Below are 21,555 nucleotides of genomic sequence, written 5' to 3'. Positions count from 1 at the left end.
GGGGAGACTCGAACTCCCACGCCCGTGAAGGCACTAGCACCTGAAGCTAGCGTGTCTACCAATTCCACCACATCTGCATTGGGTGTGACGTTTTAATGTGCGTAACCACTCAAATTGTCGCTTTCGAAGAGCCTTTCATTCGGGATGAAAGGTGGTGCAGATGGGGAGACTCGAACTCCCACGCCCGTGAAGGCACTAGCACCTGAAGCTAGCGTGTCTACCAATTCCACCACATCTGCTTCGAAAGTGGGGCGCATTATATCGGCCCCCTTTCACCTTGTGAAGCCCTTTTTCAAATTTCCTGATCTTTTTTCTCAAGGCAGCGCTGGAAGGCATCGGCCAGCGTCTGCAGGTAATGGATGTATCCATCCTTGCCAGGCTCAATCCCACGGGCCATGGGGTCAAGCTCACCCTGACGCACCGGCAGGTCCCCCACGATGGCATCCACCACGGCGCTGGTGAACTGCGGCTCACTGAAGACGCAGACCGCTTCACTGGCTTCCAGCCGTTCCCGGATTTCGGCCAGATGACGGGCACCCGGCTTGCGGGCCGGATCAACCGTAAAGTAGCCCAGCTGCTTCAGGCCAAAGTGTTCAACGAAACCGCCGTAGGCATCGTGAAAGACAAAGAAGCCCCGCTCGCTGAACGGTGCCAATTGAGCCGCGATCTCGGCTTCCTTGTTGCGTACTGAAGCGGCAAATGCCTCATAGTTGCTGAGCAATTGATCCTGATGCTGCGGAAACTGCTTCTGCAGGACCGGCAGTATCTGCTCAGCCAGTTCCAGCGTATGCAGCGGATCCAGCCAGATGTGAGGATCGCTCCCGGCGCCATGGTCATGCGCTGCGGTATCTTCTGCATCACGTTCGTCATGCTCATCGTGCTCGTGCTCGTGCTCGTGCTCGTGCTCGTGCTCGTGCTCGTCATGATGTTCCTCTTCTTCCACGACAGCCGCGTGCTCACCATGCTCATGGGGCTCGCTGTCAAGCAAAAGGGTTACAATCTCGGCATCGGTACGGGACAATGGCTTCTGCAGAAACTGCTCCAGCCCGGGGCCGACCCAGATCACGACGTCGGCCTCTGTGAGCCGGCGCATGTCCGAAGGCTTGAGCGCATAGTGATGAGGGGTTCCGTCGTCAGGAAGCAGCTGCACCGGCTCCGTTACCCCTTCCGTCAACGCGGCGGTAATCAGCTGCAGCGGCTTGATGCTGGTGACAACATCGGCAGCCGTTGCCGGCAGCGCCGACGCCAGCAACGTCGGCAGAGTGAGTGTGGTTAGCGTCTTGCGAAGCGTCTCATTCATCGGAACAGCATCTCGTGTAAACATCAATTTCGTTATACTATAACAAAACAGACAGCAGACGAAGCCATTGACCATGGATAACCTGGCATTTGAGTCCAATCACAATCACCAGCACTGCATTGACCAGGCGCTGCAGCAGGCGCGTGTGATCTGTCGTGACCGTCAGCAACGGCTCACACCCGTCCGTGAGCTGGTACTCAAGCTGATCTGGCAGAGCCATCAGCCGATCGGTGCCTATGAGCTGCTGCCGGCACTGGCTGAAGCGGGTTTCAACTCGGCACCGCCCACGGTCTATCGCGCGCTGGAGTTTCTGCAGGAACAGGGGCTGGTTCACCGCATTGCGTCCCTGAACGCCTTCGTTGGCTGTCCGCATCCGGAACAGCGTCACCAGGGCTGCTTTCTGATCTGCCGCCAGTGCCACTCCACCTCCGAACTGGATGCTGCGCCTGTGCATGCCACGCTTGAGCAGAGTGCCGCCGAAGTCGGCTTCAGCATCGAACAGGAGACCGTCGAGGTGACCGGGCTCTGCCCCAACTGCCGCCGGGAGGGCACCCATGCCTGAGCACAACCCGGACCTGATACGGCTGGAAAACGTCAGCGTCCGCTTTAACCAGCAGATGGCGCTGAATCAGGTCAACCTGCACCTGCACGACAACTGCATCACGACCCTGATCGGCCCCAACGGGGCCGGCAAGACGACTCTGGTGCGGGTTGTGCTGGGGCTGATCAAACCTTCCGAAGGAAATGTATGGGCACGAAAGGGACTGCGCATCGGCTACATGCCACAGAAGCTGCACATCGACCATACGCTCCCATTGTCAGTGGAACGTTTCCTCAATACGCCTCAGAAAGTCGACAGAGCGCTTATCAATCAGGCACTTGAGGATGTGGGTGCATCCCACCTGCTAAAACATTCCATCCACAATCTTTCCGGTGGCGAGACCCAACGTGTGCTGCTGGCCCGCGCCCTGTTGCGTGATCCACAGCTGCTGGTCCTTGATGAGCCCGTACAGGGGGTGGATCTGACCGGCCAGCTGGAGCTGTACCGGCTGATCGCCGACATTCGCAAGCAGCGGCGCTGCGGTGTGCTGATGATCTCGCATGACCTGCACCTGGTAATGGCTTCCACCGATCACGTGATCTGCCTGAACCGCCATATCTGCTGTTCCGGCAACCCCGAGCATGTCAGTAACGACCCATCGTTCATCGAGCTGTTCGGACCCGCCCAGGCGAGCGCACTGGCACTGTATAACCATCATCACAGTCACCGCCATGACGCGCACGGTGACGTGGTGGTTGATCATCCCCAACCCCATAACTGTGACGGACACCACTGTGGCTGAATTTCTGATACTGGCACTGGCCGGCGGGCTGGGCATAGCGGCACTGGCAGGCCCACTGGGCGCCTTTGTCGTATGGCGCCGCATGGCCTATTTTGGCGATACGCTGGCGCACTCGGCCCTGATGGGGATTGCACTGGGCTTTCTGTTCGACATCAACCTTAACCTGGCCGTGGTCGCCTGTTGTGTACTGCTGGCCGTACTGCTGGTCAGCCTGCAGCGCCAGCATCTGGTCGCCACGGATACGCTGCTGGGCATCATGGCGCACAGTTCGCTGTCACTGGGTCTGGTGGCCGTTGCCCTGCTGGACAATGTCCGTATCGATCTGATGGAGTATCTCTTTGGTGACTTGCTGGCGATCGCCCCGGAGGATCTGTACTGGATCTACGGCGGTGGCGCGCTGGTATTGCTGCTGCTGTGGCGCCTGTGGAACCCGCTGCTGGCCATCACCATCAATGAAGAACTGGCACAGGTGGAAGGAGTGCCAGTGGCACGCACCCGGCTGGCACTCATGCTGTTGATTGCCGTGGTGATCGCCGTGGCCATGAAGCTGGTCGGTATCCTGCTGATCACTTCACTGCTGATCATTCCCGCCGCAGCCGCGCGGCGCCTGTCCCACACGCCCGAACAGATGGCGGTCTTCGCCTCGCTGCTGGGCATGCTGGCCGTGGCAGGCGGGATCACGGCATCATGGTTCTGGGACACGCCCGCAGGTCCCTCGGTGGTTGTCACCGCACTGGTCGAGTTTCTGCTGCTCTACAGCTTGCCGTTCCGAGCGCTGCAGGCACGATAACGCCTGCAGCATACGCATCCACAGAGTGGAGCCAAAGGTGCACTATAGTGGATGGCGCCATACCTGCACCTGTTATGGGCAACTTAAACACGCTTGACCATTTTTATATGAGGCACTCCCGTCCTCTGGGCAATATACGAATCACCTGAAGTCGTAAAACCCAACTTTTCATACATTGATATGGCATGCAGCCTGGCGTTCAAATAGATTTCTTCAGCACCCCTGTCCAGCGCCAAATCCATGAGCTTCCCGAGCACTCTGGTACCTAACCCCTGACCCTGCATATTTGGCCGGACTACCACCTGAGATATCTTGAATAGCCGCGGTCCTTCTTCGCTTAATCGGCCATAAGCGTATAAGGAACCTCTGTCTATCACTGCAACATGCAAGCTACGACTCTCGAGCCCATCAAACAGTATTTCTCTGGGTAGCCCTGGAGTTCGGAAAAACAGGTCATACCGTAAATCCAGCGCCTGCTTATACAATTCATCTGAGCTTTCCAGCTCAACAAGCTCCATTTGACCTCCTTGCTCCTAACCCTCTGGATACTGCAAAAGCGCATTTTTGCTCTCAGGCAACACAGGAAGAGCTGTTCTAACAAATTGAAGAGAAAGGATACATCGAGGTATCACAGCCATTCTCTTCCGGTGAAAACAAGCATGTCCGTTTTGGTGATCTGCCGTACGCAGCCTCCCACAGCAGCCCGTCCATAGTGCTCTGATAGTGGACGTTTCTCCCCTGTGCTTCCAGTCACAGGCAAGCACAGCCAAGTGACCAAACACGCACTCAAGGTACATGCCCTGAATACATCGGGTGAATAAGCATGCCGCATGGCAAAGCATCCGTGTTTCCTTTAGCATTCGCCCACACAACACGGATACGACTAAGGAAGCTACTCTGGTGCGTCTCGCAACTGGTGCTCGCTACATGCTGCTGTCGGCGCTCGGCTTCGCGCTTATGGCTGTCTGCGTTAAAAGCGCTGCAGCCCGCGGCATCCCGGTGCTGGAAATCGTTGCGTTCCGCGCGTTTGTCTCTCTGGTACTGAGCTACTTGAACATCAAGCGCAAGCGCTTGTCTGTCTGGGGCAATAACAAGCCCCTGCTGATTGCCCGCGGCACGGTCGGTGCGTTTGCGCTTATGTGCGTGTTCTACGCGGTTTCGACGCTGCCTTTGGCCGAGGCCACCGTGCTGCAGTACACCTATCCTGCGTTTACCGCCGTGATTGCCTTATGGTTCCTGAAAGAGCGCATCCAGGTCGCGACCATGCTCTGTATCGGTATGAGTATTCTGGGCGTCATCGTCATGATGCAGCCCAATCTTCGGGAGGGGCTGATCGCAGACGCATCCTCTCTCAGTATTGTCGCAGCCTTGCTCGGTGCACTGGGCAGTGCGGTGGCCTATGTGATGGTGCGGCATTTGAATCGAACCGACGATTCCTGCGTCATCATCTTTTACTTCCCCCTGATTGCCCTGCCTGTTTCAGTCGCACTTCTGGGCGACGGCTTTGTAATGCCCAATCTGGAAGAACTGGCCCTGCTCATCCTGGTGGGCATATTCACTCAGGTTGGCCAGATAGGGCTGACCAAGGCCATGGCCGTTGAGCAGGCCGGCAAGGCAGCCGCCTATGCCTATGTTCAGGTCGTATTCTCCGCGCTGCTGGGCTGGGCCTTCTTTTCTGAAGTGCCAACGGTATGGACCCTGGTGGGTGGCTTGTTCATCATCTCCGGCGCCCTGGTGAACACTCTCTACAAACGCTAGAAAACTCGCTGTTTCTGCCCGAAGATCACCCGAGACGGGTCGCAGCAGCCAACTTGAGTGGCAAAAAGCGCCAGCAGCGACCAGACTCCCTTAAGCGACGGAACAGGGGGAGGACAGGATGCGATACCTGTGGATTCTGGCAACGGTTTGTCTGGCCGGTCCGGCCAGTGCGCTGCCGCTGGAGCAGCTCAAACTGCCGAACGGATACCGGATTGAGGTGGCGGCAGAGGTCCCCAACGCCCGCCAGATGGCACTGAGCCCGAGCGGCACCCTGTATGTGGGCACGCGCCGTGACGGGCGCGTGTTTGCGCTGCAGGATCGGGACGGTGATCAACGCTATGAAACCCGGCATACCCTGCTGGCACACCGCCGGCTGCCCAACGGAGTGGTCTGGTCTGATGGTGACCTCTATATAGCCGAACTGACCCGCTTGATTCGCTTGCCCGATATCGATACTCGGCTGCAGCAGCCTCCCGAGCCCGAGGTTCTGCTGGACGGGCTGCCCGACATCACCCACCACGGCTGGAAATACCTCAAGCAGGGGCCTGACGGTGCCTTCTATTTCACGTTGGGCGCCCCCTGTAATGTCTGTCTGGAATCCGATCCCCGCTTTGCCAGCATCATGCGCTATCAACCCGGAACAGACAGCGCCAGGCCCTGGGTGCGCGGCGTGCGCAACTCGGTGGGTTTTGCGTTCCACCCTCGGGATGGCAGTCTCTGGTTTACCGATAACGGGCGTGACCACCTGGGGGACAACCAGCCACCCGATGAGCTCAACCGCGCCCCGCGTGGCGGCCTGCATTTCGGCTTTCCCTTTATCCATGGCCGCAATGTGCCGGACCCGCGTTTCGGTGACGGAGCCGATGCCCTCAACAGCGTGCCTCCCGTGGCGGAGCTGGGTGCGCATGTTGCAGCACTGGGCATCACCTTCTACACCGCCCCGCAGTTCCCCGATACGCCCGATACCACGCTGTTCATGGCACAGCACGGCTCCTGGAACCGCTCCAGTAAAGTGGGGTATCGCGTCATGCGGGTGAATACAGCCGGTACCGGTGTCGCAGGCATCAAGCCTTTCATCACGGGCTGGCTGCAAGGGGAACAGGCCTGGGGACGGCCCGTGGACGTGCTGGTCAAACCCAACGGCGATCTGCTGATCTCCGATGATCGGGCCGACGTGATCTACCGGGTGTGGTACGAGCCCTCTGGCTGATCAGAGCGGCAGCTTCAGGCCCAGTGCCTTGCAGGCCTCGTAACGGGGGCAGTGCTGCAAGTGATCATTCACTACGCCTACAGCCTGCATGTAAGCATACGCAATGGTAGGACCAAAAAAGCGCATGCCTTCGCGCTTGAGGTCTTTGGATAGCTGCTGCGAGAGCGCCGTCTGGGCCGGAATCTGCTCCATGCGCTCAAACGCGGACTGAATCGGCCGGCCTTCCACATAGCGCCACAGAAATGCCGCAAAGCTGCCATAACGAGCCTGAAGATCCAGAAAGATCCGCGCATTGTTGATCGAGGCTTCGATCTTGGCACGGTTGCGGATAATACCGGGGTCCGCCAGCATGGCGGCAATCTCCGCTTCCCCGAAGCCGGCCACCTGTTCAGGGTCGAAGCCGGCATAGTGGGTACGATAGCCACCCCGCTTCTCCAGCACCGTGCGCCAGCTCAGGCCTGCCTGAGCCGACTCCAGCACCAGAAATTCAAACAGAATCCGATCATCCATCCGGGGCACCCCCCACTCATGATCGTGGTACTGGTGCTCCAGAGGGCTTTGCATCGCCCAGCCGCAGGGGCCAGGGGATGGCGTGGATGCGTCCATGGCTCAGTGGTCCCGGCGCAGGTTGCCCAGGTCCATGATGCGGATCGGCTGAGGCGAATCATCCGCCACGGCGGCCGGCGCCTTGTCCGACCGCTCACCGCTGACGCGGGTTTCGATCTGCTCGGGGTCGGGGCGGCCATCCAGCCTCAGCGAGTCCGCGAAGCCACACTTGATGCACTCCCGGTATTCCCGCTCCTCGTCCCGGTGCATGCGCACCGTATCCATTTCACCGCAGCGCGGACAGACCGCGCCGGCGATGAATCGCTTTTGTACACTCATGCCGCATTCTCCTGGCGGATACCGGAATGGCGCAGCAGGGCGTCCACATCCGGCTCACGGCCCCGGAAGGCCACAAACAGATCCATCGGATCACCCGAGCCACCACGCTCCAGAATTTCCTGACGGAAGGACTGGCCGGTCTCCGCATTGAAAATACCTTCCTCCTCAAAACGGGAGAAGGCATCGGCGGACAGCACTTCTGCCCACTTGTAGCTGTAATAGCCCGCCGCGTAGCCACCGGCAAAGATGTGTCCAAACCCGTGCTGGAAGCGGTTCTCCGCTGGCGGGCGAATCACGGCAACCTGCTCACGTACGCTATCCAGCACCGACTGGATTTGCGTCTGGCCGGGCTGATACTCGTGATGCAGTCGGAAATCGAACAGCGAAAATTCCAGCTGACGCATCATCATCATGCCGGACTGGAAGTGCTTGGCCGCCAGCATCTTGTCGAGCAGTGACTGGGGCAGGGGCTCACCGGTTTCATGGTGACCGGAGATCAGCGCCAGCGCCTCGGGCTCCCAGCACCAGTTCTCCATGAACTGACTCGGCAGCTCCACCGCATCCCAGGCCACGCCGTTAATGCCGCTGATATCGGCTTCTTCCATCTGCGTCAGCATGTGGTGCAGGCCATGACCGAATTCGTGGAACAGGGTGGTCACTTCGTCATGGGTCAGGAGGGCCGACTGGCCCGGCAGCGGCGGCGTAAAGTTGCATACCAGGTAGGCCACCGGCAGCTGCAGCTCGGCATGGCCCAAACGGCGGCGCACTCGGCAGTCGTCCATCCAGGCGCCGCCACGCTTGCTGCTGCGTGCAAAGGGGTCCAGATAGCAGTAGGCAAAGGCTTCGCCTTCGCGCTTGAGTGCAAACAGGCGCACGTCATCATGCCAGCTGTCGAAGTCCTGCAGCTCTTCCACCTGCAGATCGAACAGGCGGCCGGCAATGGTGAACATACCATCCAGCACCTTCGGCAGCGGGAAGTAGGGGCGCAGTTCCTGCTGTGAAATGTCAAAACGCGCCTGTTTCAGCTTTTCGCCATAATAGGTGACGTCCCAGGCCTGCAGCTGTTCAATACCGTCCTGCTCGCGGGCAAATGCCTTCAGCTCGGCCAGCTCCTGCTCTGCCACCGGGCGTGTTTCCTGCGCCAGATCTTCCAGGAAACTGACCACCTGCTGTGGCGACTGAGCCATCTTGGTTGCCAGCGAGTAGTCGGCATAGGTGTCGAAGCCCAGCAGCTGCGCCATCTCGTGCCGCAGCGTCAGGATTTCATCCATCACCGCCGAGTTGTCCCATTCACCCGCCTTGGGCCCCTGATCGGATGCCCGCGTGCTGAACGCACGGTACAACTCTTCGCGCAGGCTGCGGCTGTCGGCAAAGGCCATCACGGCATAGTAGGCCGGAAAGTCGAGCGTGATGACCCAGCCATCAACGCCCTTGGCACTGGCCGCTTCTTTGGCCGCCGCCACGGCGTGATCCGGCAGACCGGCCAGATCCTGTTCGTCATGGATCTCTTTCCACCAGCCCTGGGTCGCATCCAGCAGGTTTTCCGAGAAGCGGGTGGTCAGCTCGGACAGACGCTGCTGCAGCTCGGCGTAGCGCTTCTGCTGTGCCTCGGGCAGGGCAATACCGGACAGGCGGAAGTCCCGCAACGCATTGTCGATCACCTTGCGGCGTGCCGGGCTCAATTGCGCATATTCATCGCTGTTGGCCAGCGCTTCAAACGCCTTGTACAGGCCCTGATGCTGGCCCAGCTCCGTCCAGTATTCGGACAGCTTGGGCAGGCAGGCGTTATAGGCTTCACGCCAGGCGTCGGAGTTCATGACTCCGTTCAGGTGCGAGACCGGCGACCAGGCCTGGGCCAGGTCGTCATTGAGCTGTTCCAGCTCGGCCACCAGATCCCAGCCGTTGACCGATGCCGCGCCCGTCAGCTCGGCAATGCGGGCACGGTTACGCGCCAGCAGTTCATCGATCGCCGGCTCGGCGTGCTCCGGCAGTATACGGCTGAACGGCGGCAACGAATGGCGTTCGAGCAGAGGGTTCGACATGGGATCTCTCCATTAGCAAAGTGAACTCGTTAATTACTATACAATGGGGCTGAAAATGCACGATTTCAATCAGAGGAGATGACGGGCATGAATGTGCGCACCTATCAGGGGATGACACCCAAGCTGGCAGACAATGTATTCGTAGATCCCAGCGCCGTGGTGCTGGGGGATGTAGAGATCGGTGAACACAGCTCTGTCTGGCCCATGACGGTGATCCGGGGCGATATGCACCGCATCCGCATCGGCGCCTACTCCAGCATTCAGGACGGCTCTGTCCTGCACATCACTCATGCCGGCCCCTACAACCCGGACGGCTTTCCCCTGATCATCGGCGACCATGTCACCGTCGGCCACCAGGCCATGCTGCACGGCTGTACGGTTGGCAACCGGGTCCTGATCGGCATGGGCGCCATGATCATGGACGGTGCCGTGGTGGAAGATGAGGTGATCGTCGGTGCCGGCAGTCTGGTCCCGCCCGGCAAAACCCTGAAAAGCGGCTACCTCTATGTGGGCCGACCAGCCAAGCCGCAGCGTGAGCTGACGCAGAAAGAGAAAGAATTTTTCACCTACACGGCCGAAAACTACGCGCGGTTGTCCGCCAAACACCTGGCCGAGGACTGGGCATAAGCGCCTCGATCCGAGCATAAAGCCGGCACCCAGCGCCGGCTTTATTACTTAAATCAATACTATTGATAACGATTCGCATTTAGTTTAGTGTGGCTTCCTCATTTGCATCTCAAGGGAGCTGTCATGTCACTTAAACGCCTTCTGCTGCCCGCGGCTGTCGCCGCAGCGATTCTGTCTCCGCTCAGCCCTGTTACTGCCGTCCAGGCAAGTGCAGCCACGACGATTGAAGCCAGCGCCGCCAGCGTCAACCAGCACTATGCCGATATTGCAGAAGCGGTGTATGCCGATTCCCTGGCTGCCGCCCAGCAGCTGCAACAGGCCATCGAGCAGCTGCTGGATCAGCCCAATGAAGCCAATCTGGATGCCGCCCGCCAAGCCTGGGTCGCCGCCCGCGTGCCCTATCAGCAGTCCGAGGTATACCGCTTTGGCAACGCCATCGTGGATGACTGGGAAGGCAAGGTGAACGCCTGGCCGCTGGACGAGGGCCTGATCGACTATGTCGATGCCGGTCGCTATGGCACTGAATCCGATTTCAACGCCTGGTACAGCGCCAACATCATCGCCAACCCGACACTCAACATCGGTGGCAAGCAAGTGGATGCTTCGACCATCGACAAGACCCTGCTGGCGGAAACCCTGCACGAGATCGACGGTGTTGAGGCCAACGTGGCCACCGGCTACCACGCCATCGAGTTTCTGCTCTGGGGCCAGGACCTGAACGGCACGAAGCCGGGTGCCGGCAACCGTCCCGCGTCCGATTTTGACACCCAAAACTGCAGCAACGGCCATTGCGAGCGCCGTCGCGCCTACCTGAAGGCAGCGACGGAGCTGCTGATTGATGATCTGGCCGACATGGCCAACCACTGGAAGCCGGGTGGCGAGGCTCGCAAACAGTTGATGGCCAAGGGCGAGCAGGGCGCGCTGGCGACCATTACCACCGGCATGGGCAGCCTGTCCTACGGTGAACTGGCCGGTGAGCGCACCAAGCTGGGCCTGATGCTGCACGACCCGGAAGAAGAGCATGACTGCTTCTCCGACAACACCCACTGGTCGCATTACTATGACGCACTCGGTATCCGTAACGCCTACCTCGGCGAATACAGCCGCATCGATGGCAGCGAGGTCAAAGGACCGTCTCTGTCTGACCTGACCCGGGCGGTCGACCCGGCGCTGGATCAGAAAATGCGTGACCACCTGAACGCCACTCAGGCTGCAGCTCAGGCCATGGTGGATGCCGCCGAGCAGGGTGAAACCTTTGACGTGCTCATCGCCGCCGGCAATACCGAGGGCAACGCGAAAGTGCAGGCGTTCGTCGATGCGCTGACCGCACAGACGCAGGTGCTGGAAGATGTCATGGCAACGCTGGGTATTGCCGATGTGGAGCTGGAAGGCTCTGACAGTCTGGACAACCCTGCTGCCGTGATGGGCGGTTAATGCACCCATGATCCTCAACGCACTCAGTCTGACAGGCTGGCTCTCCATCTGGCTGGCCTTGTGCACCAGCCAGGCCGCGATGGCAGACGCGGCCTCCTCGAACCGGGCAGTGCCCGGTTCACCTTTTTCCGCTGCACAGCGCCAGGCGTTCATGCAACCGGTCGAGGGCATCCCCTTCGACCAGCGCATGGACTTTGTGCTGGGCCGCGCCATTTTTGAAAAGATCTGGGTCTCCGCACCCTCATCGACCACCGCCAGCGACGGCCTGGGCCCGCTCTACAACGCCCGTTCCTGTTTGCAGTGTCATATCAACAACGGCCGTGGCCTGCCGCCTGATGACAAGGGGACGACCAACCGTAATGGCTTGCTGATGCGGCTCGGTGTTCCCGGCAACGGCCATCTGGGACCTCAAGGCGTGACACCGGACCCGGTGTACGGGACTCAGCTGCAAACCTTCGCCGTTACCGGCCTGCCTGCCGAAGGTAAGTTGTCACTCACATACACCACGAAGCAGGTAGAATTGAGTAGCGGAGAGCAAGTTGAGCTGCGCAAACCGGTCTATACCCTGCGCGAGCCGGGATACGGGGAGGCTCACCCTGAGCTGCAGCTCTCACCTCGGCTGGCACCGGCGATGATCGGGCTGGGGCTGCTGGAACGGATCCCCGAACAGGCCATTCTGGCACTGGCCGATCCGGATGACCGCGACGGAGACGGCATCTCCGGCCGTGCCAACCGCGTCTACCACGGCGATACATCGTCTCCGTTGCTGGGACGTTTCGGCTGGAAGGCCGGCAACGCGGACCTGAGACGGCAAAATGCCAGTGCGCTCAACACCGATATCGGCATTTCCAACCCCGACTACCCCTTGCCCGGCGGCGACTGCACGGCGGCGCAAACGGCATGTCTGCAGGCCCCAAACGGGAACACCGAGGCACAGGACGGCCTCGAGGCCTCCCGGGAAATGATGGACGTGTTGCTGTTCTACACTCAGCATCTGGCCGTTCCTCCAAGACGCAACCGGGACCATCCGACCGTTCAGGCCGGTGAAGCGCTGTTTCACACCACCGGCTGTGCCCGCTGCCACCAGCCAACCTTCCAGACAGGCTCGGACCCGCACCGTCCGGCACTGAGCAACCGCAGGATCGCGCCCTACACCGATCTGCTGTTGCACGACATGGGACCTGAACTGGCAGACGGCCGACCGGAATTTGCCGCTAACGGGCAGGAGTGGCGCACGCCTCCCTTATGGGGACTGGGCCTGCACCGGGCCGTTTCCGGTGAACGCGCACTGCTCCACGATGGTCGGGCGCGCACCCTGACCGAAGCCATTCTCTGGCACGGGGGCGAAGCCGAGTCAGCACGTGAGCGCTTCCGCCAACTGCCCCCGACACAACGCAAGCAACTGATCATGTTTCTGGAGTCACTCTGATGCACAAACCCACTACTCGCATGTGGCCCATCTGGCTGCTGGCATCCGTATCCCTTCTGCTGGCCGGACTGGTGCATGCAGCACCCACCCCGGACTGGCCTCGCTTTAACCATGCGGCCGTGCAGCAGCACGTCCTGCCGCGCTACGCCACCCTCGCCCGAACGACCAACCAGCTTGATCGGGCAGTGGCGCAGTTCTGTGAAGCCCCGGGCCCTGACCGACTGCAGCAGGCCCGCACGGCCTGGCAGGAGGCCATGCAGGCCTGGCAGGGGATTCAGCACGTACAGTTCGGGCCGGTGCAGTTTCTGATGCGCAACTTCGGGCTCCAGTTCTGGCCCGACCGCAAGAATATCGGCGCCCGTCAGCTGCGCCAGGCGCTGGTCAGCGAACAGCCCTATGACAGCGAGTTCTTCCGCCACGCCAGTGTATCCACTCAGGGATTCCCGGCGCTGGAGCGTCTGCTGTTCGCCGAGTCCGCGCTGTCCCAGCTGCAGCAGGGGCGGGGCTGTGAGCTGAGTCAGGCCATTGCCGGTCATGTGGCGGACATGAGCCGGGATATTGAAGCCGAATGGCGCACGCTGGCCGCAGAGGACTTTTCAACCGCTCAGGATCCCGAGCTGGCAGCAGATCTGGCGGCCGAGCTGATGGCCGCACTGGTGGAGCCGGTTGAAGCGATCCGCGACACCAAGCTGCTCAAGGCCATGGGGGACAACGCCAGAGCCGTCATGCCGAAGCGGCTGGAAAGCCATCGCAGTGGCCACTCACTGGCCAACATCCGCGCCAACCTGTCCGCGCTGAGCGCACTCTATCAGGGCACCGATCCGAGTGTTGACCAGTTGTTGCGGCAGGCAGGTGACGAGCCGCTGGCCGACGAGATCCAGCAACGCTTTGCACGACTGGAACAGTCGCTGGCATCGATCCCGGCTCCCTTGCATGTCAGCCTGACACAGCCTGACACCTATGCCGCGCTGGACGGGATTAACGCTCAGCTCAAACAGCTCAGCGACACACTGCACGACGCCATGGACGTATTGGGTATTCAATTGGGGTTCAACAGCCGTGATGGAGACTAACCGCCGCCGCTTTCTCGGCCTGATGGCCGCCAGCCTGCTGGCTCCCGCTGCGGGAGCCTTGGCCCGCTCTGCTCAGGGTCCGCTGCTGATCAGCGCCGCCAGCGATGCAAGCGGGCACTGGCTACTGGGAACCGATCCCGATGGCGTCACGCGCCTGCGTCACCGGCTGCCCAGCCGCGCCCATCATGTCGAGCTGCATCCAACCTATCCCTGGGCAGCCGTGGCAGCGCGTCGTCCCGGGGACTTCATCGAAGTGGTCGACTATCAGAGCGGGGCACAGGTGGCACGTATTCGGGTTGATGAGGGCTATCTGTTCAACGGCCACATTGTCTTCTCCGAGGAGGGTCGATGGCTGGTCAGTACCGAAGAGCGCGCCAGCGACTCGGCCGGTCAGGTCGTGATCCGGGACGCGGAGCAGGGCTTTGCCATTGCCGCACGCTTCAGCACTCGGGGTATTGGCCCACACGAACTGCTGCTGCGTCACGGCGAGCTGATAGTGGCCAACGGAGGCATTCGCACCCATGAGCGCGACAAGCTCAACCTGGACAGCATGGAGCCCTCACTGGCCTATCTGGACTTTGCCAGCGGGGCACTGAACGAACAGGTCTTCATGCCGCCCGAACATTTTCAGCTCAGCATCCGCCATATGGATCTGAACCCGGATGGCGTTCTGGCGCTTGCCATGCAGTATCAGGGAGACCCGGGCGACAACAAGCCACTGGTCGCCCTGCACCGGCGCGGCAAGCCACTGCAACTGCTCTCGGCCCCCGAGCCCATCAACCGGCAGATGAAACAGTACTGCGGCAGCATCCGGCTCGATGCGAGCGGGCAGGTGGCGGCCGTGTCGTCACCAAGGGGCCATGTGATTACCTTCTGGGACCTGCCGCAGGCACGCTTCCTGACGCTGATGCACTGCCGCGATGGCTGTGGCCTGAGTGCGACCCGCCGGCCGGGTGAGTTTCTGGCCAGTTCCGGCTTCGGCCAGATCTACCGCATGAACCCTCTGGAGCAGACCCGCGAGCGCCTGCAGCTGGACGCGGCGGCAGCCCGCATGCACTGGGATCATCACATGAAGCTGACAGGAGTGTAGCGATGGCATGGAGCCGCGGATGGCCACCTTCTGGCCATCCACGGCTCTTCGCATCAGGCTTTCGCCTTGGCCAGCTCGCGCAGGCGTTTGACCACCTGAGCATTGATGCTGCGTTGGGTGAAGTGGCCATCCTGCTTCAGTACGCCGGCGGAGCGCCCCATCAGGATCTCCAGACACTCATCCACACTGGACACTCCATGGATGTGGAACATGCCCTCTTCGACCGCCGCCACGACTTCCGCTTTCAGCATCAGGTTGCGCACATTCGCTTTGGGAATGATGCACCCCTGCCAGCCGGTCAGGCCCCGAGTCTTGCACAGGTGGAAAAAGCCTTCGATCTTCTCGTTCACGCCACCGATCGCCTGGACCTCACCGTACTGGTTGATCGACCCGGTAATGGCAAACTGCTGTCGAATCGGAATGTAGGTCAGGGCCGATATCAGGGTGCAGATCTCGGCCAGTGATGCGCTGTCACCGTCCACATAGCCGTAAGACTGCTCCATCGCCAGGCTGGCCGACAGCGTCAACGGGAAGTCGCCGGCATACTTGTGACCGAGGAAGCCGGACAGAATCAGCACCCCCTTGGAGTGGATCGGCTGACCCAGCGTGACCTCACGTTCAATATCGATGATGCCCTTGTTACCGGGGTGAACGGTGGCGGTGATACGGGCCGGACTGCCGAAGGACACGTCCCCGACCTGCAGCACAGTGAGGCCGTTTGCCTTGCCCACCGCCTCACCATCGGTATCGATCAGGACGGTCTCGTTTAGAATGCTTTCCAGAATTTTCTGCGACAGGCGCCCGGTACGGCGTTCCTTGGCCTCCAGCGCCAGCTCCACATGCTCGGCGTTGATCTGGGCATCCCCCTGTTCACGGCGCCGGAAGTCCGACTCGCAAAGCAGGTCCACCAGCTCGCCCACGTGGGCTGACAGCAGATCCTGATCGCCCGCCAGTCGGGAGCTGTGCTCCACCAGCCGCGCTACGGCACGCCGTGTCAACGGTGCCAGATTTTCCTCGGTGGCCAGGGTTTTCATCAGACGGGCATACTGACGGATGGAGTGGGGCGTACGGTGCACGTCCTCGTCAAAATCCACCACCACGCGGAACATCTTCTCGAAGTCGTGATCGAGTTCCTGCAGCAGGTAGTAGGTGTCGCGCTCACCCACCAGCACCACTTTCACTTTCAGCCTGGCCGGTTGGGGGCTCAGGGTAATGGCACTGATCCCGGTGTACTCGCTGACCGGGTTTTCGATGCGGATCTCATGGGATTTGAGGGCACGCTTGAGTGCGCCGTATACGAACGGCTGCTCCAGCAGCTTTTCCGCTTCCAGCACCAGATAGCCGCCGTTGGCACGGTGCAGGGCACCCGAGCGGATCAAGGTGTAGTTGGTCACCATGGCGCCCATTTCGCTGATGTACTCCACCCGGCCAAACAGGTTTTCATAGCTGGGGTGCGCTTCAAATACTACCGGCGCCCCTTTGGTCTTGTGGTTGTCCACCAGCAGGTTGAGCCCGTAGTTGCGCTCCAGATAATCCCGCCGCATGGCATCGGTCTTGGCCTCCAGCGGGTTGTCATCGTTCACCACCTCCGCGGCGTTACGAATCAGGTCGGATTCCACGTGCTTGAGGTAATTCACGATGCCGGCAATATTGGCGTACTTCTCCCGCAGCGGCTGCATCAACGGCTCGATCGCCTGGCGTGCCGTCTCCCTGTCCAGCGTCTCGATTTTCTCGGTCGCCTCACGCCGCCACACCGGCAGTTCCGTCAGACTGTCGTTGAGCATCTCCTCCAGCTCGGTGATGTGGGACTGGATCGCATCACGCTCCTCTTCGGGCATCTGCGAAAAGGCCGCTTCATCAATTGCCTGACCATTGGCCACCGGGGTAAAGCCAACCGTGGCGCCGTCGCGATAGACCGCAATGTTGTATTCACGCCCCCTGCGCTCCACCTGATTCAGCGCATCATCATAGTGACGGTTAAAGTCCCGCTCGATCTGGCTTTTCATGCGCTGATAGGCCGGGTTTTCAAACGCGGCCGGCAGCTCGCTGAGGAGGGTATCGAGCAGATGCCGAATATCCCGCTTCAGCTGTCCCGCCTTGCCGGCAGGCAGTTCCAGAATGACGGGGTAACGGTTGTCGCTCAGATTATTGATGTAGCACCAGTCACTGGGCTTGTGCTGTTTCTTCGCTGATGCCTTCAGGCTTTCCATGGCGAAGGAGAAACGGCCGGTGTGCGGGTTGCCCATGACGAACAGGTTATAGCCCGGGCGCTGCATGCCGATGCCAAAGGACATGGCTTCAATGGCGCGTTCCTGACCGAAAAAGCCGGTGAAGGGTTCAAGGGATTCCGTCGTCTTGAAGGGCAGGAGTTCAGGGTCGCAACGACAGTAAAGCGCCTCTGGCGCCAGCGGCAGATGCTTGTCCATGCGCGTACTCCACAGCAGAGGGGTGTACTTCAGTTATACCGCCTCGCATTTGTCGGATGCAAGGCGGTCGCATGAAAAAGCGTTGAGATTCAGCAGACTAGGGAAAGGGTCAGGCGGTCATGGCCCGGCGCAGGTCCGCAATGACCCGCGCGGTTTCGGGTTTGACACCGCGCCAGACCTGAAAGGCTTCAGCCGCCTGCTCCACCAGCATGCCCAGGCCGTCCATCACCTGCGTCGCCCCCTGCTCACGGGCCCAGCGACAGAAAGGCGTGGGCTCGGCTCCGTACATCATGTCGTAACAGGCCGTCTGCGCCACGACCGCTGCTGCCGGCACCGGCGGCAGCTCGCCCTGCAGGCTGGCCGAGGTACCGTTGATGATCAGATCGAACGGCTCCGCGGGAATGGCATCAAAGCCGCAGGCCGCCAGAGTGCCATCGGCCGCAAAGAGTTCGGCCAGTGCTTCTGCACGTGACAGAGTGCGATTGGCCACCAGAATGGACTGCACCCCTGCTTTCAGCAGAGGCTGGAGCACGCCGCGGACGGCACCGCCTGCCCCCAGCACCAGCACCCGTGCACCCTGCAGCGTCACGCCGTTGTTATCGGCCAGGTCACGTACCAGCCCCACACCGTCGGTGTTGTCCGCCGCCAGGCGACCATCCTCCAGTCGGTAGAGGGTGTTGGCGGCGCCGGCCTTTTCGGCCCGCTCACTGCGCCACTGTGCCAGCGCCCAGGCCCGCTCCTTGAACGGCACCGTGATATTCACACCCTTGCCGTTGCCCTGCAGAAAGCGTCCGACCGCTGCTTCAAAGTCGGGCGACTCCACATGCTCGGCCGTGTAGGACAGGTCCTCACCGGTCTGTCGCGCAAACGCGGTGTGGATCTGGGGTGATTTGCTGTGAGCAACGGGGTTGCCCAGCACGGCGTATCGATCGGACATGCTACACCTCAAGCCAGTTGCGGGGTTGCAGGTAGCGCTCATACAGACGGGACTCTTCGGTACCGGGCTCCGGTTTCCAGTCGTAGTCCCAGCGCACTTCCGGTGGCAGCGACATCAGAATGGACTCCGTACGGCCGCCTGACTGCAGACCGAACAGGGTTCCCCGGTCCCATACCAGATTGAATTCCACGTAGCGCCCGCGACGGTGCAGCTGGAAATCCCGCTGCCGCTCGCCATAGGGAGTATCCTTGCGCTTTTCGATGATGGGCAGCAGGGCGGGCACATAGGCATCACCGATAGAGCGCATCAGCCCGAAGCTGTCCTCAAAGCCCAGCTCGTTCAGGTCGTCAAAAAACAGACCGCCGATGCCGCGCGGCTCCTGACGGTGCTTGAGGTAGAAGTAGTCATCACACCACTGCTTGAAGCGCGGATAGATCTCCTCGCCGTAAGGCGCGCAGGCGTCGCGTGCCACTTCGTGCCAGTGGCGGCAATCCTCGTCAAAGCCGTAATAGGGCGTCAGGTCGAAACCGCCGCCGAACCACCAGACCGGTTCTTCGCCTTCTTTTTCTGCAATGAAGAAACGCACATTGGCATGGGAGGTAGGCACATAGGGGTTGTGCGGGTGTATCACCAGCGATACGCCCATGGCTTCAAAACTGCGCCCGGCCAGTTCGGGGCGGTGTGCCGTGGCAGAAGCGGGCAGTGCATCCCCGTGCACATGGGAGAAATTGACCCCGCCCTTTTCGATCACGGCCCCCTGGCTGATAACCCGGGTACGACCGCCACCGCCTTCAGCGCGGGTCCAGCTGTCTTCAGTAAAGCGCCCCTCACCATCAGCCTGCTCCAGAGCCGTGCAAATACGGTCCTGCAGGTCCAGCAGGTACTCTTTGACCCGTTGTACATCAGGTGCCGACATGGTTTCCTCCCAGAGAAGTTAGCGAACGCTTACTACGCCCTTATGTTTTGTAAATCCTGAATGTTACGAATAGCCGTTGGCTTATCCAAGCCGCCCAGCTCACCAGGCAATATAAAATCAACACTATAGCCGAAGTATGTACTCACTTTCAGTTTTGATCTGGCCGGATTCGCCGCACTACGATTGGCCGATGTTGACACCACCGGGCCGCCGTAGGCTTCGCACAGTGCCTGTACCAGCGGGTGCGCACTGACGCGCACGGCCACCTGTGTATGCGCCCCCTTGATCCAGCCGGGCACCAGCCCTCTGGGGTCCGGCAGCAGCCAGGTTGCAGGGCCGGGCCAGGTTTCATCCAGCCACTGGCGCTGCTGATCATTCAGGGGGGTCAGAAGGGGCTCGATCTGAGCCTGACTGGCGGCAACCAGAATGAGCCCCTTGTGCTCGGGGCGCCGCTTCAGGGCCAGCAGGCGCTGAACGGCGGCACGATTGTAAGGATCGCACCCCAGGCCCCAGACGGCTTCGGTTGGATAGGCAATGACGCCCCCGGCATGCAGGCAGCGGACGGCTTCTTTCAATTGCCACGGGTTCATGACAGGCCCTACCTTATCCAGTCGGGGCCAGTCGCTGCTCAGGCAACGACTGACCGGTCCGGTTCAGCCCTGAAGCTGAGCAATACTCCACTCGAAGACAATCTTGTCTTCTTCATCGACCAGCGCCTGCAAGGCTTTCAGGCTGTCGATCAATGATGATACGTCAGGGCGACAGATGTTCACGTGCCCGACCTTGCGGCCCGGACGGATCTCCTTGCCATACCAGTGTACGTGTACCCCGGGCACCTCAAGCCACTCGGGTTTCCAGTGACGGCCCAGCAGGTTGTACATCACGGACACACCATCGACCGGCGGTGTGATCAGCGGCAGGTCAGCCAGCGCACGCAGGTGCAGCTGGAACTGGCTGATGGCCGAGCCTTCCTGGGTCCAGTGGCCGGAGTTGTGTACACGCGGTGCCAGCTCGTTCACCAGCAGCTGGCCGTCGACCACGAAACACTCCATCGCCATGACGCCGATGTAGTCTTCGTCGTCCATGATGCGACCCAGCCACTCTTCAGCGTTTTTCTGCTGTTCGGCCGGAACCGGCAGGTTGGCAACGCTGGCGCGCAGGATACCGTTCTCGTGCCAGTTGCGGGTCAGGGGATAGAACACCTTTTCGCCAGCCGCATTGCGCGCGCCCACCAGGGACACCTCATGGCTGAAGGGAATCATCGCCTCGGCGATGCACTCACCGGCCCATTCCGCTTCCGACTGATCTCCCTGTTGCCAGCGCCACTGGCCACGGCCGTCATAGCCTCCACGGCGACGCTTGACGATGACCTTGTCCGATACCGATGCCAGCTGGCTTTCAAGATCACCTTCTTCCAGGCTCACCCAAGGCGAAGTGGGTACTTGCAAACGGTCGAGAAGTGATTTCTGGCGCTGTCGATCAATGACGGCGTGCAGGGCCGCCGCATTACGGAAATTGGGGTGCTGTTTCAGCTGGACACCGCTGACGCTGTCGGACCAGTGCTCAATTTCGACCGTGATCACATCGTCCGGGCGCAGACCCAGCTCGACATCGGCATTGGGATCGACCGGCATGACATCCAGTTGCATGGGCGCACCGGCCTGCTGCAGCATCTGGCCCAGCTGGCCGTTACCGGCAACGACGATTCGTGGCAACATCGCTATCAACCTCGCGGATCGGGATTATCAAGAACACTCTGGGTCTGGGCCTGACGCCAGTCGGCCAGACGCTGGGCCAGTTCGGCATCTTCGGTGGCCAGCATCTGTGCTGCCAGCAGGCCCGCATTGAAGGCACCGGCACCGCCGATGGCCAGAGTGCCGACCGGCACACCGCGCGGCATCTGCAGAATCGACAGCATGCTGTCCTGACCGCTGAGCGCCTTGCTCTGTACCGGCACGCCCAGCACCGGCACCAGGGTTTTGGCCGCGATCATGCCGGGCAGGTGTGCTGCGCCACCGGCACCGGCGATGATGACCTTGTAGCCATTATCCGCCGCCTGTTCGGCAAAGCGAAACATCTTGTCCGGCGTACGGTGAGCCGATACCACTTCAGCATGGTACTCAACACCCAAGGTATCCAGAATTCCGGCCGCTTCCTCCATGGTAGGCCAATCCGAACGCGAACCCATCACGATCGCCACTTTTGCACTCATCTGTTACTCCCGTCATCACTCTGACTGCGCAGCAGGGCTGGGCGCCGCCACTACACGTACGGTCTGGCTTCCGGTCTGGCCGG

Annotated in this window: 21 protein-coding genes and 1 tRNA gene; 10 read left to right on the top strand and 12 right to left on the bottom strand. The window is 60.8% G+C overall.

Annotated elements, in window-relative coordinates; all coding sequences use genetic code 11:
• Window positions 1-152: 152 nt before the first annotated feature.
• Window positions 153-239, bottom strand: a tRNA-Leu gene (locus H9C73_RS14640).
• Between the two features lie 53 nt (window positions 240-292).
• Window positions 293-1,300 (bottom strand): zinc ABC transporter substrate-binding protein ZnuA, encoded by a 1,008-nt coding sequence (gene znuA / locus H9C73_RS14635; RefSeq protein ID WP_209288648.1) that lies wholly within the window; start codon window positions 1,298-1,300, stop codon window positions 293-295.
• 73 nt (window positions 1,301-1,373) lie between these two features.
• Between znuA and H9C73_RS14630 the strand changes: the two genes are divergently transcribed.
• Genes H9C73_RS14630 through znuB form a run of 3 tightly spaced genes read left to right on the top strand, consistent with a single transcriptional unit; the run spans window position 1,374 to window position 3,433 of the window.
• Window positions 1,374-1,862: a Fur family transcriptional regulator gene (locus H9C73_RS14630; protein ID WP_209288647.1), complete on the top strand. Its 489-nt coding sequence runs from the start codon at window positions 1,374-1,376 to the stop codon at window positions 1,860-1,862.
• Window positions 1,855-2,643, top strand: coding sequence for a zinc ABC transporter ATP-binding protein ZnuC (gene znuC, locus H9C73_RS14625; protein WP_209288646.1), 789 nt, complete (start codon window positions 1,855-1,857; stop codon window positions 2,641-2,643). Before H9C73_RS14630 ends, znuC begins: the two co-directional genes overlap by 8 nt.
• Window positions 2,636-3,433 (top strand): zinc ABC transporter permease subunit ZnuB, encoded by a 798-nt coding sequence (gene znuB, locus H9C73_RS14620; protein ID WP_209288645.1) that lies wholly within the window; start codon window positions 2,636-2,638, stop codon window positions 3,431-3,433. Before znuC ends, znuB begins: the two co-directional genes overlap by 8 nt.
• Window positions 3,434-3,516: 83 nt before the next feature.
• On the opposite strand, the gene H9C73_RS14615 is transcribed toward znuB, so the two are convergent.
• Window positions 3,517-3,951 carry a GNAT family N-acetyltransferase gene (locus H9C73_RS14615; RefSeq protein ID WP_209288644.1) on the bottom strand — a complete coding sequence of 145 codons (435 nt, stop codon included), beginning with the start codon at window positions 3,949-3,951 and terminating at the stop codon, window positions 3,517-3,519.
• 382 nt (window positions 3,952-4,333) lie between these two features.
• Here H9C73_RS14615 and H9C73_RS14610 point away from each other — a divergent pair, with 382 nt between their 5' ends.
• Entirely contained in the window at window positions 4,334-5,191 is an 858-nt protein-coding gene (locus tag H9C73_RS14610) for a DMT family transporter (protein WP_328797988.1), read from the top strand.
• 118 nt (window positions 5,192-5,309) lie between these two features.
• Window positions 5,310-6,401 (top strand): PQQ-dependent sugar dehydrogenase, encoded by a 1,092-nt coding sequence (locus H9C73_RS14605; protein ID WP_209288643.1) that lies wholly within the window; start codon window positions 5,310-5,312, stop codon window positions 6,399-6,401.
• Here H9C73_RS14605 and H9C73_RS14600 read toward each other — a convergent pair whose 3' ends face one another.
• From H9C73_RS14600 to prlC, 3 genes are read right to left on the bottom strand one after another with little or no spacing between them, the layout of a single operon-like run.
• Entirely contained in the window at window positions 6,402-7,007 is a 606-nt protein-coding gene (locus H9C73_RS14600; RefSeq protein WP_209288642.1) for a DNA-3-methyladenine glycosylase I, read from the bottom strand. It lies immediately after the preceding gene.
• Window positions 7,008-7,010: 3 nt separating this feature from the next.
• A complete protein-coding gene (locus tag H9C73_RS14595; RefSeq protein ID WP_209288641.1) occupies window positions 7,011-7,286 on the bottom strand; it encodes a YheV family putative zinc ribbon protein in 276 nt (91 codons plus the stop codon).
• Complete coding sequence (gene prlC / locus H9C73_RS14590; RefSeq protein WP_209288640.1) at window positions 7,283-9,328, bottom strand: oligopeptidase A; 2,046 nt, start codon at window positions 9,326-9,328, stop codon at window positions 7,283-7,285. Before prlC ends, H9C73_RS14595 begins: the two co-directional genes overlap by 4 nt.
• Window positions 9,329-9,415: 87 nt before the next feature.
• Between prlC and H9C73_RS14585 the strand changes: the two genes are divergently transcribed.
• From H9C73_RS14585 to H9C73_RS14565, 5 genes are all read left to right on the top strand, one after another.
• Window positions 9,416-9,955, top strand: a complete 540-nt coding sequence (locus tag H9C73_RS14585) for a gamma carbonic anhydrase family protein (protein ID WP_209288639.1) — start codon at window positions 9,416-9,418, stop codon at window positions 9,953-9,955.
• Between the two features lie 123 nt (window positions 9,956-10,078).
• On the top strand, window positions 10,079-11,389 hold the full coding sequence (locus H9C73_RS14580) for an imelysin family protein (RefSeq protein ID WP_209288638.1): 1,311 nt from the start codon (window positions 10,079-10,081) through the stop codon (window positions 11,387-11,389).
• 7 nt (window positions 11,390-11,396) lie between these two features.
• Window positions 11,397-12,818, top strand: a complete 1,422-nt coding sequence (locus tag H9C73_RS14575; RefSeq protein ID WP_209288637.1) for a di-heme oxidoreductase family protein — start codon at window positions 11,397-11,399, stop codon at window positions 12,816-12,818.
• A complete protein-coding gene (locus H9C73_RS14570) occupies window positions 12,818-13,891 on the top strand; it encodes an imelysin family protein (RefSeq protein ID WP_209288636.1) in 1,074 nt (357 codons plus the stop codon). The genes H9C73_RS14575 and H9C73_RS14570 overlap by 1 nt, the downstream gene beginning before the upstream one ends.
• Window positions 13,881-14,981: a DUF1513 domain-containing protein gene (locus H9C73_RS14565; protein ID WP_209288649.1), complete on the top strand. Its 1,101-nt coding sequence runs from the start codon at window positions 13,881-13,883 to the stop codon at window positions 14,979-14,981. Before H9C73_RS14570 ends, H9C73_RS14565 begins: the two co-directional genes overlap by 11 nt.
• 53 nt (window positions 14,982-15,034) lie before the next feature.
• Here H9C73_RS14565 and H9C73_RS14560 read toward each other — a convergent pair whose 3' ends face one another.
• The 6 genes from H9C73_RS14560 to purE form a co-directional block, all read right to left on the bottom strand.
• Window positions 15,035-17,407, bottom strand: a complete 2,373-nt coding sequence (locus H9C73_RS14560; RefSeq protein ID WP_209288635.1) for a Lon protease family protein — start codon at window positions 17,405-17,407, stop codon at window positions 15,035-15,037.
• 109 nt (window positions 17,408-17,516) lie between these two features.
• Window positions 17,517-18,344 (bottom strand): shikimate dehydrogenase, encoded by an 828-nt coding sequence (aroE, locus tag H9C73_RS14555; RefSeq protein WP_209288634.1) that lies wholly within the window; start codon window positions 18,342-18,344, stop codon window positions 17,517-17,519.
• A gap of 1 nt (window position 18,345) precedes the next feature.
• A complete protein-coding gene (gene hemF, locus H9C73_RS14550) occupies window positions 18,346-19,260 on the bottom strand; it encodes an oxygen-dependent coproporphyrinogen oxidase (RefSeq protein ID WP_209288633.1) in 915 nt (304 codons plus the stop codon).
• A gap of 32 nt (window positions 19,261-19,292) precedes the next feature.
• Window positions 19,293-19,850, bottom strand: coding sequence for an L-threonylcarbamoyladenylate synthase (locus H9C73_RS14545; protein WP_209288632.1), 558 nt, complete (start codon window positions 19,848-19,850; stop codon window positions 19,293-19,295).
• Between the two features lie 63 nt (window positions 19,851-19,913).
• Complete coding sequence (gene purK, locus H9C73_RS14540) at window positions 19,914-20,978, bottom strand: 5-(carboxyamino)imidazole ribonucleotide synthase (RefSeq protein ID WP_209288631.1); 1,065 nt, start codon at window positions 20,976-20,978, stop codon at window positions 19,914-19,916.
• 5 nt (window positions 20,979-20,983) lie between these two features.
• Complete coding sequence (gene purE / locus H9C73_RS14535) at window positions 20,984-21,472, bottom strand: 5-(carboxyamino)imidazole ribonucleotide mutase (RefSeq protein WP_209288630.1); 489 nt, start codon at window positions 21,470-21,472, stop codon at window positions 20,984-20,986.
• Window positions 21,473-21,555 lie beyond the last annotated feature (83 nt).

The sequence above is a fragment of the Marinobacterium alkalitolerans genome, from assembly GCF_017776525.1.
In the GTDB taxonomy this organism is placed as follows: domain Bacteria; phylum Pseudomonadota; class Gammaproteobacteria; order Pseudomonadales; family Balneatricaceae; genus Marinobacterium; species Marinobacterium alkalitolerans.
This window is presented reverse-complemented; position numbering and strand designations above follow the sequence as displayed.

Bases quoted from the DNA above. Each gene is read 5' to 3' on its own strand.
- H9C73_RS14560 (WP_209288635.1), bottom strand. From the start codon at position 17,407: ATGGACAAGCATCTGCCGCTGGCGCCAGAGGCGCTTTACTGTCGTTGC.
- H9C73_RS14630 (WP_209288647.1), top strand. From the start codon at position 1,374: ATGGATAACCTGGCATTTGAGTCCAATCACAATCACCAGCACTGCATT.
- H9C73_RS14575 (WP_209288637.1), top strand. From the start codon at position 11,397: ATGATCCTCAACGCACTCAGTCTGACAGGCTGGCTCTCCATCTGGCTG.
- aroE (WP_209288634.1), bottom strand. From the start codon at position 18,344: ATGTCCGATCGATACGCCGTGCTGGGCAACCCCGTTGCTCACAGCAAA.
- znuC (WP_209288646.1), top strand. From the start codon at position 1,855: ATGCCTGAGCACAACCCGGACCTGATACGGCTGGAAAACGTCAGCGTC.
- H9C73_RS14595 (WP_209288641.1), bottom strand. From the start codon at position 7,286: ATGAGTGTACAAAAGCGATTCATCGCCGGCGCGGTCTGTCCGCGCTGC.
- prlC (WP_209288640.1), bottom strand. From the start codon at position 9,328: ATGTCGAACCCTCTGCTCGAACGCCATTCGTTGCCGCCGTTCAGCCGT.
- hemF (WP_209288633.1), bottom strand. From the start codon at position 19,260: ATGTCGGCACCTGATGTACAACGGGTCAAAGAGTACCTGCTGGACCTG.
- H9C73_RS14570 (WP_209288636.1), top strand. From the start codon at position 12,818: ATGCACAAACCCACTACTCGCATGTGGCCCATCTGGCTGCTGGCATCC.
- H9C73_RS14545 (WP_209288632.1), bottom strand. From the start codon at position 19,850: ATGAACCCGTGGCAATTGAAAGAAGCCGTCCGCTGCCTGCATGCCGGG.
- H9C73_RS14565 (WP_209288649.1), top strand. From the start codon at position 13,881: ATGGAGACTAACCGCCGCCGCTTTCTCGGCCTGATGGCCGCCAGCCTG.
- purE (WP_209288630.1), bottom strand. From the start codon at position 21,472: ATGAGTGCAAAAGTGGCGATCGTGATGGGTTCGCGTTCGGATTGGCCT.
- H9C73_RS14585 (WP_209288639.1), top strand. From the start codon at position 9,416: ATGAATGTGCGCACCTATCAGGGGATGACACCCAAGCTGGCAGACAAT.
- H9C73_RS14600 (WP_209288642.1), bottom strand. From the start codon at position 7,007: ATGGACGCATCCACGCCATCCCCTGGCCCCTGCGGCTGGGCGATGCAA.
- znuA (WP_209288648.1), bottom strand. From the start codon at position 1,300: ATGAATGAGACGCTTCGCAAGACGCTAACCACACTCACTCTGCCGACG.
- purK (WP_209288631.1), bottom strand. From the start codon at position 20,978: ATGTTGCCACGAATCGTCGTTGCCGGTAACGGCCAGCTGGGCCAGATG.
- H9C73_RS14580 (WP_209288638.1), top strand. From the start codon at position 10,079: ATGTCACTTAAACGCCTTCTGCTGCCCGCGGCTGTCGCCGCAGCGATT.
- H9C73_RS14605 (WP_209288643.1), top strand. From the start codon at position 5,310: ATGCGATACCTGTGGATTCTGGCAACGGTTTGTCTGGCCGGTCCGGCC.
- H9C73_RS14615 (WP_209288644.1), bottom strand. From the start codon at position 3,951: ATGGAGCTTGTTGAGCTGGAAAGCTCAGATGAATTGTATAAGCAGGCG.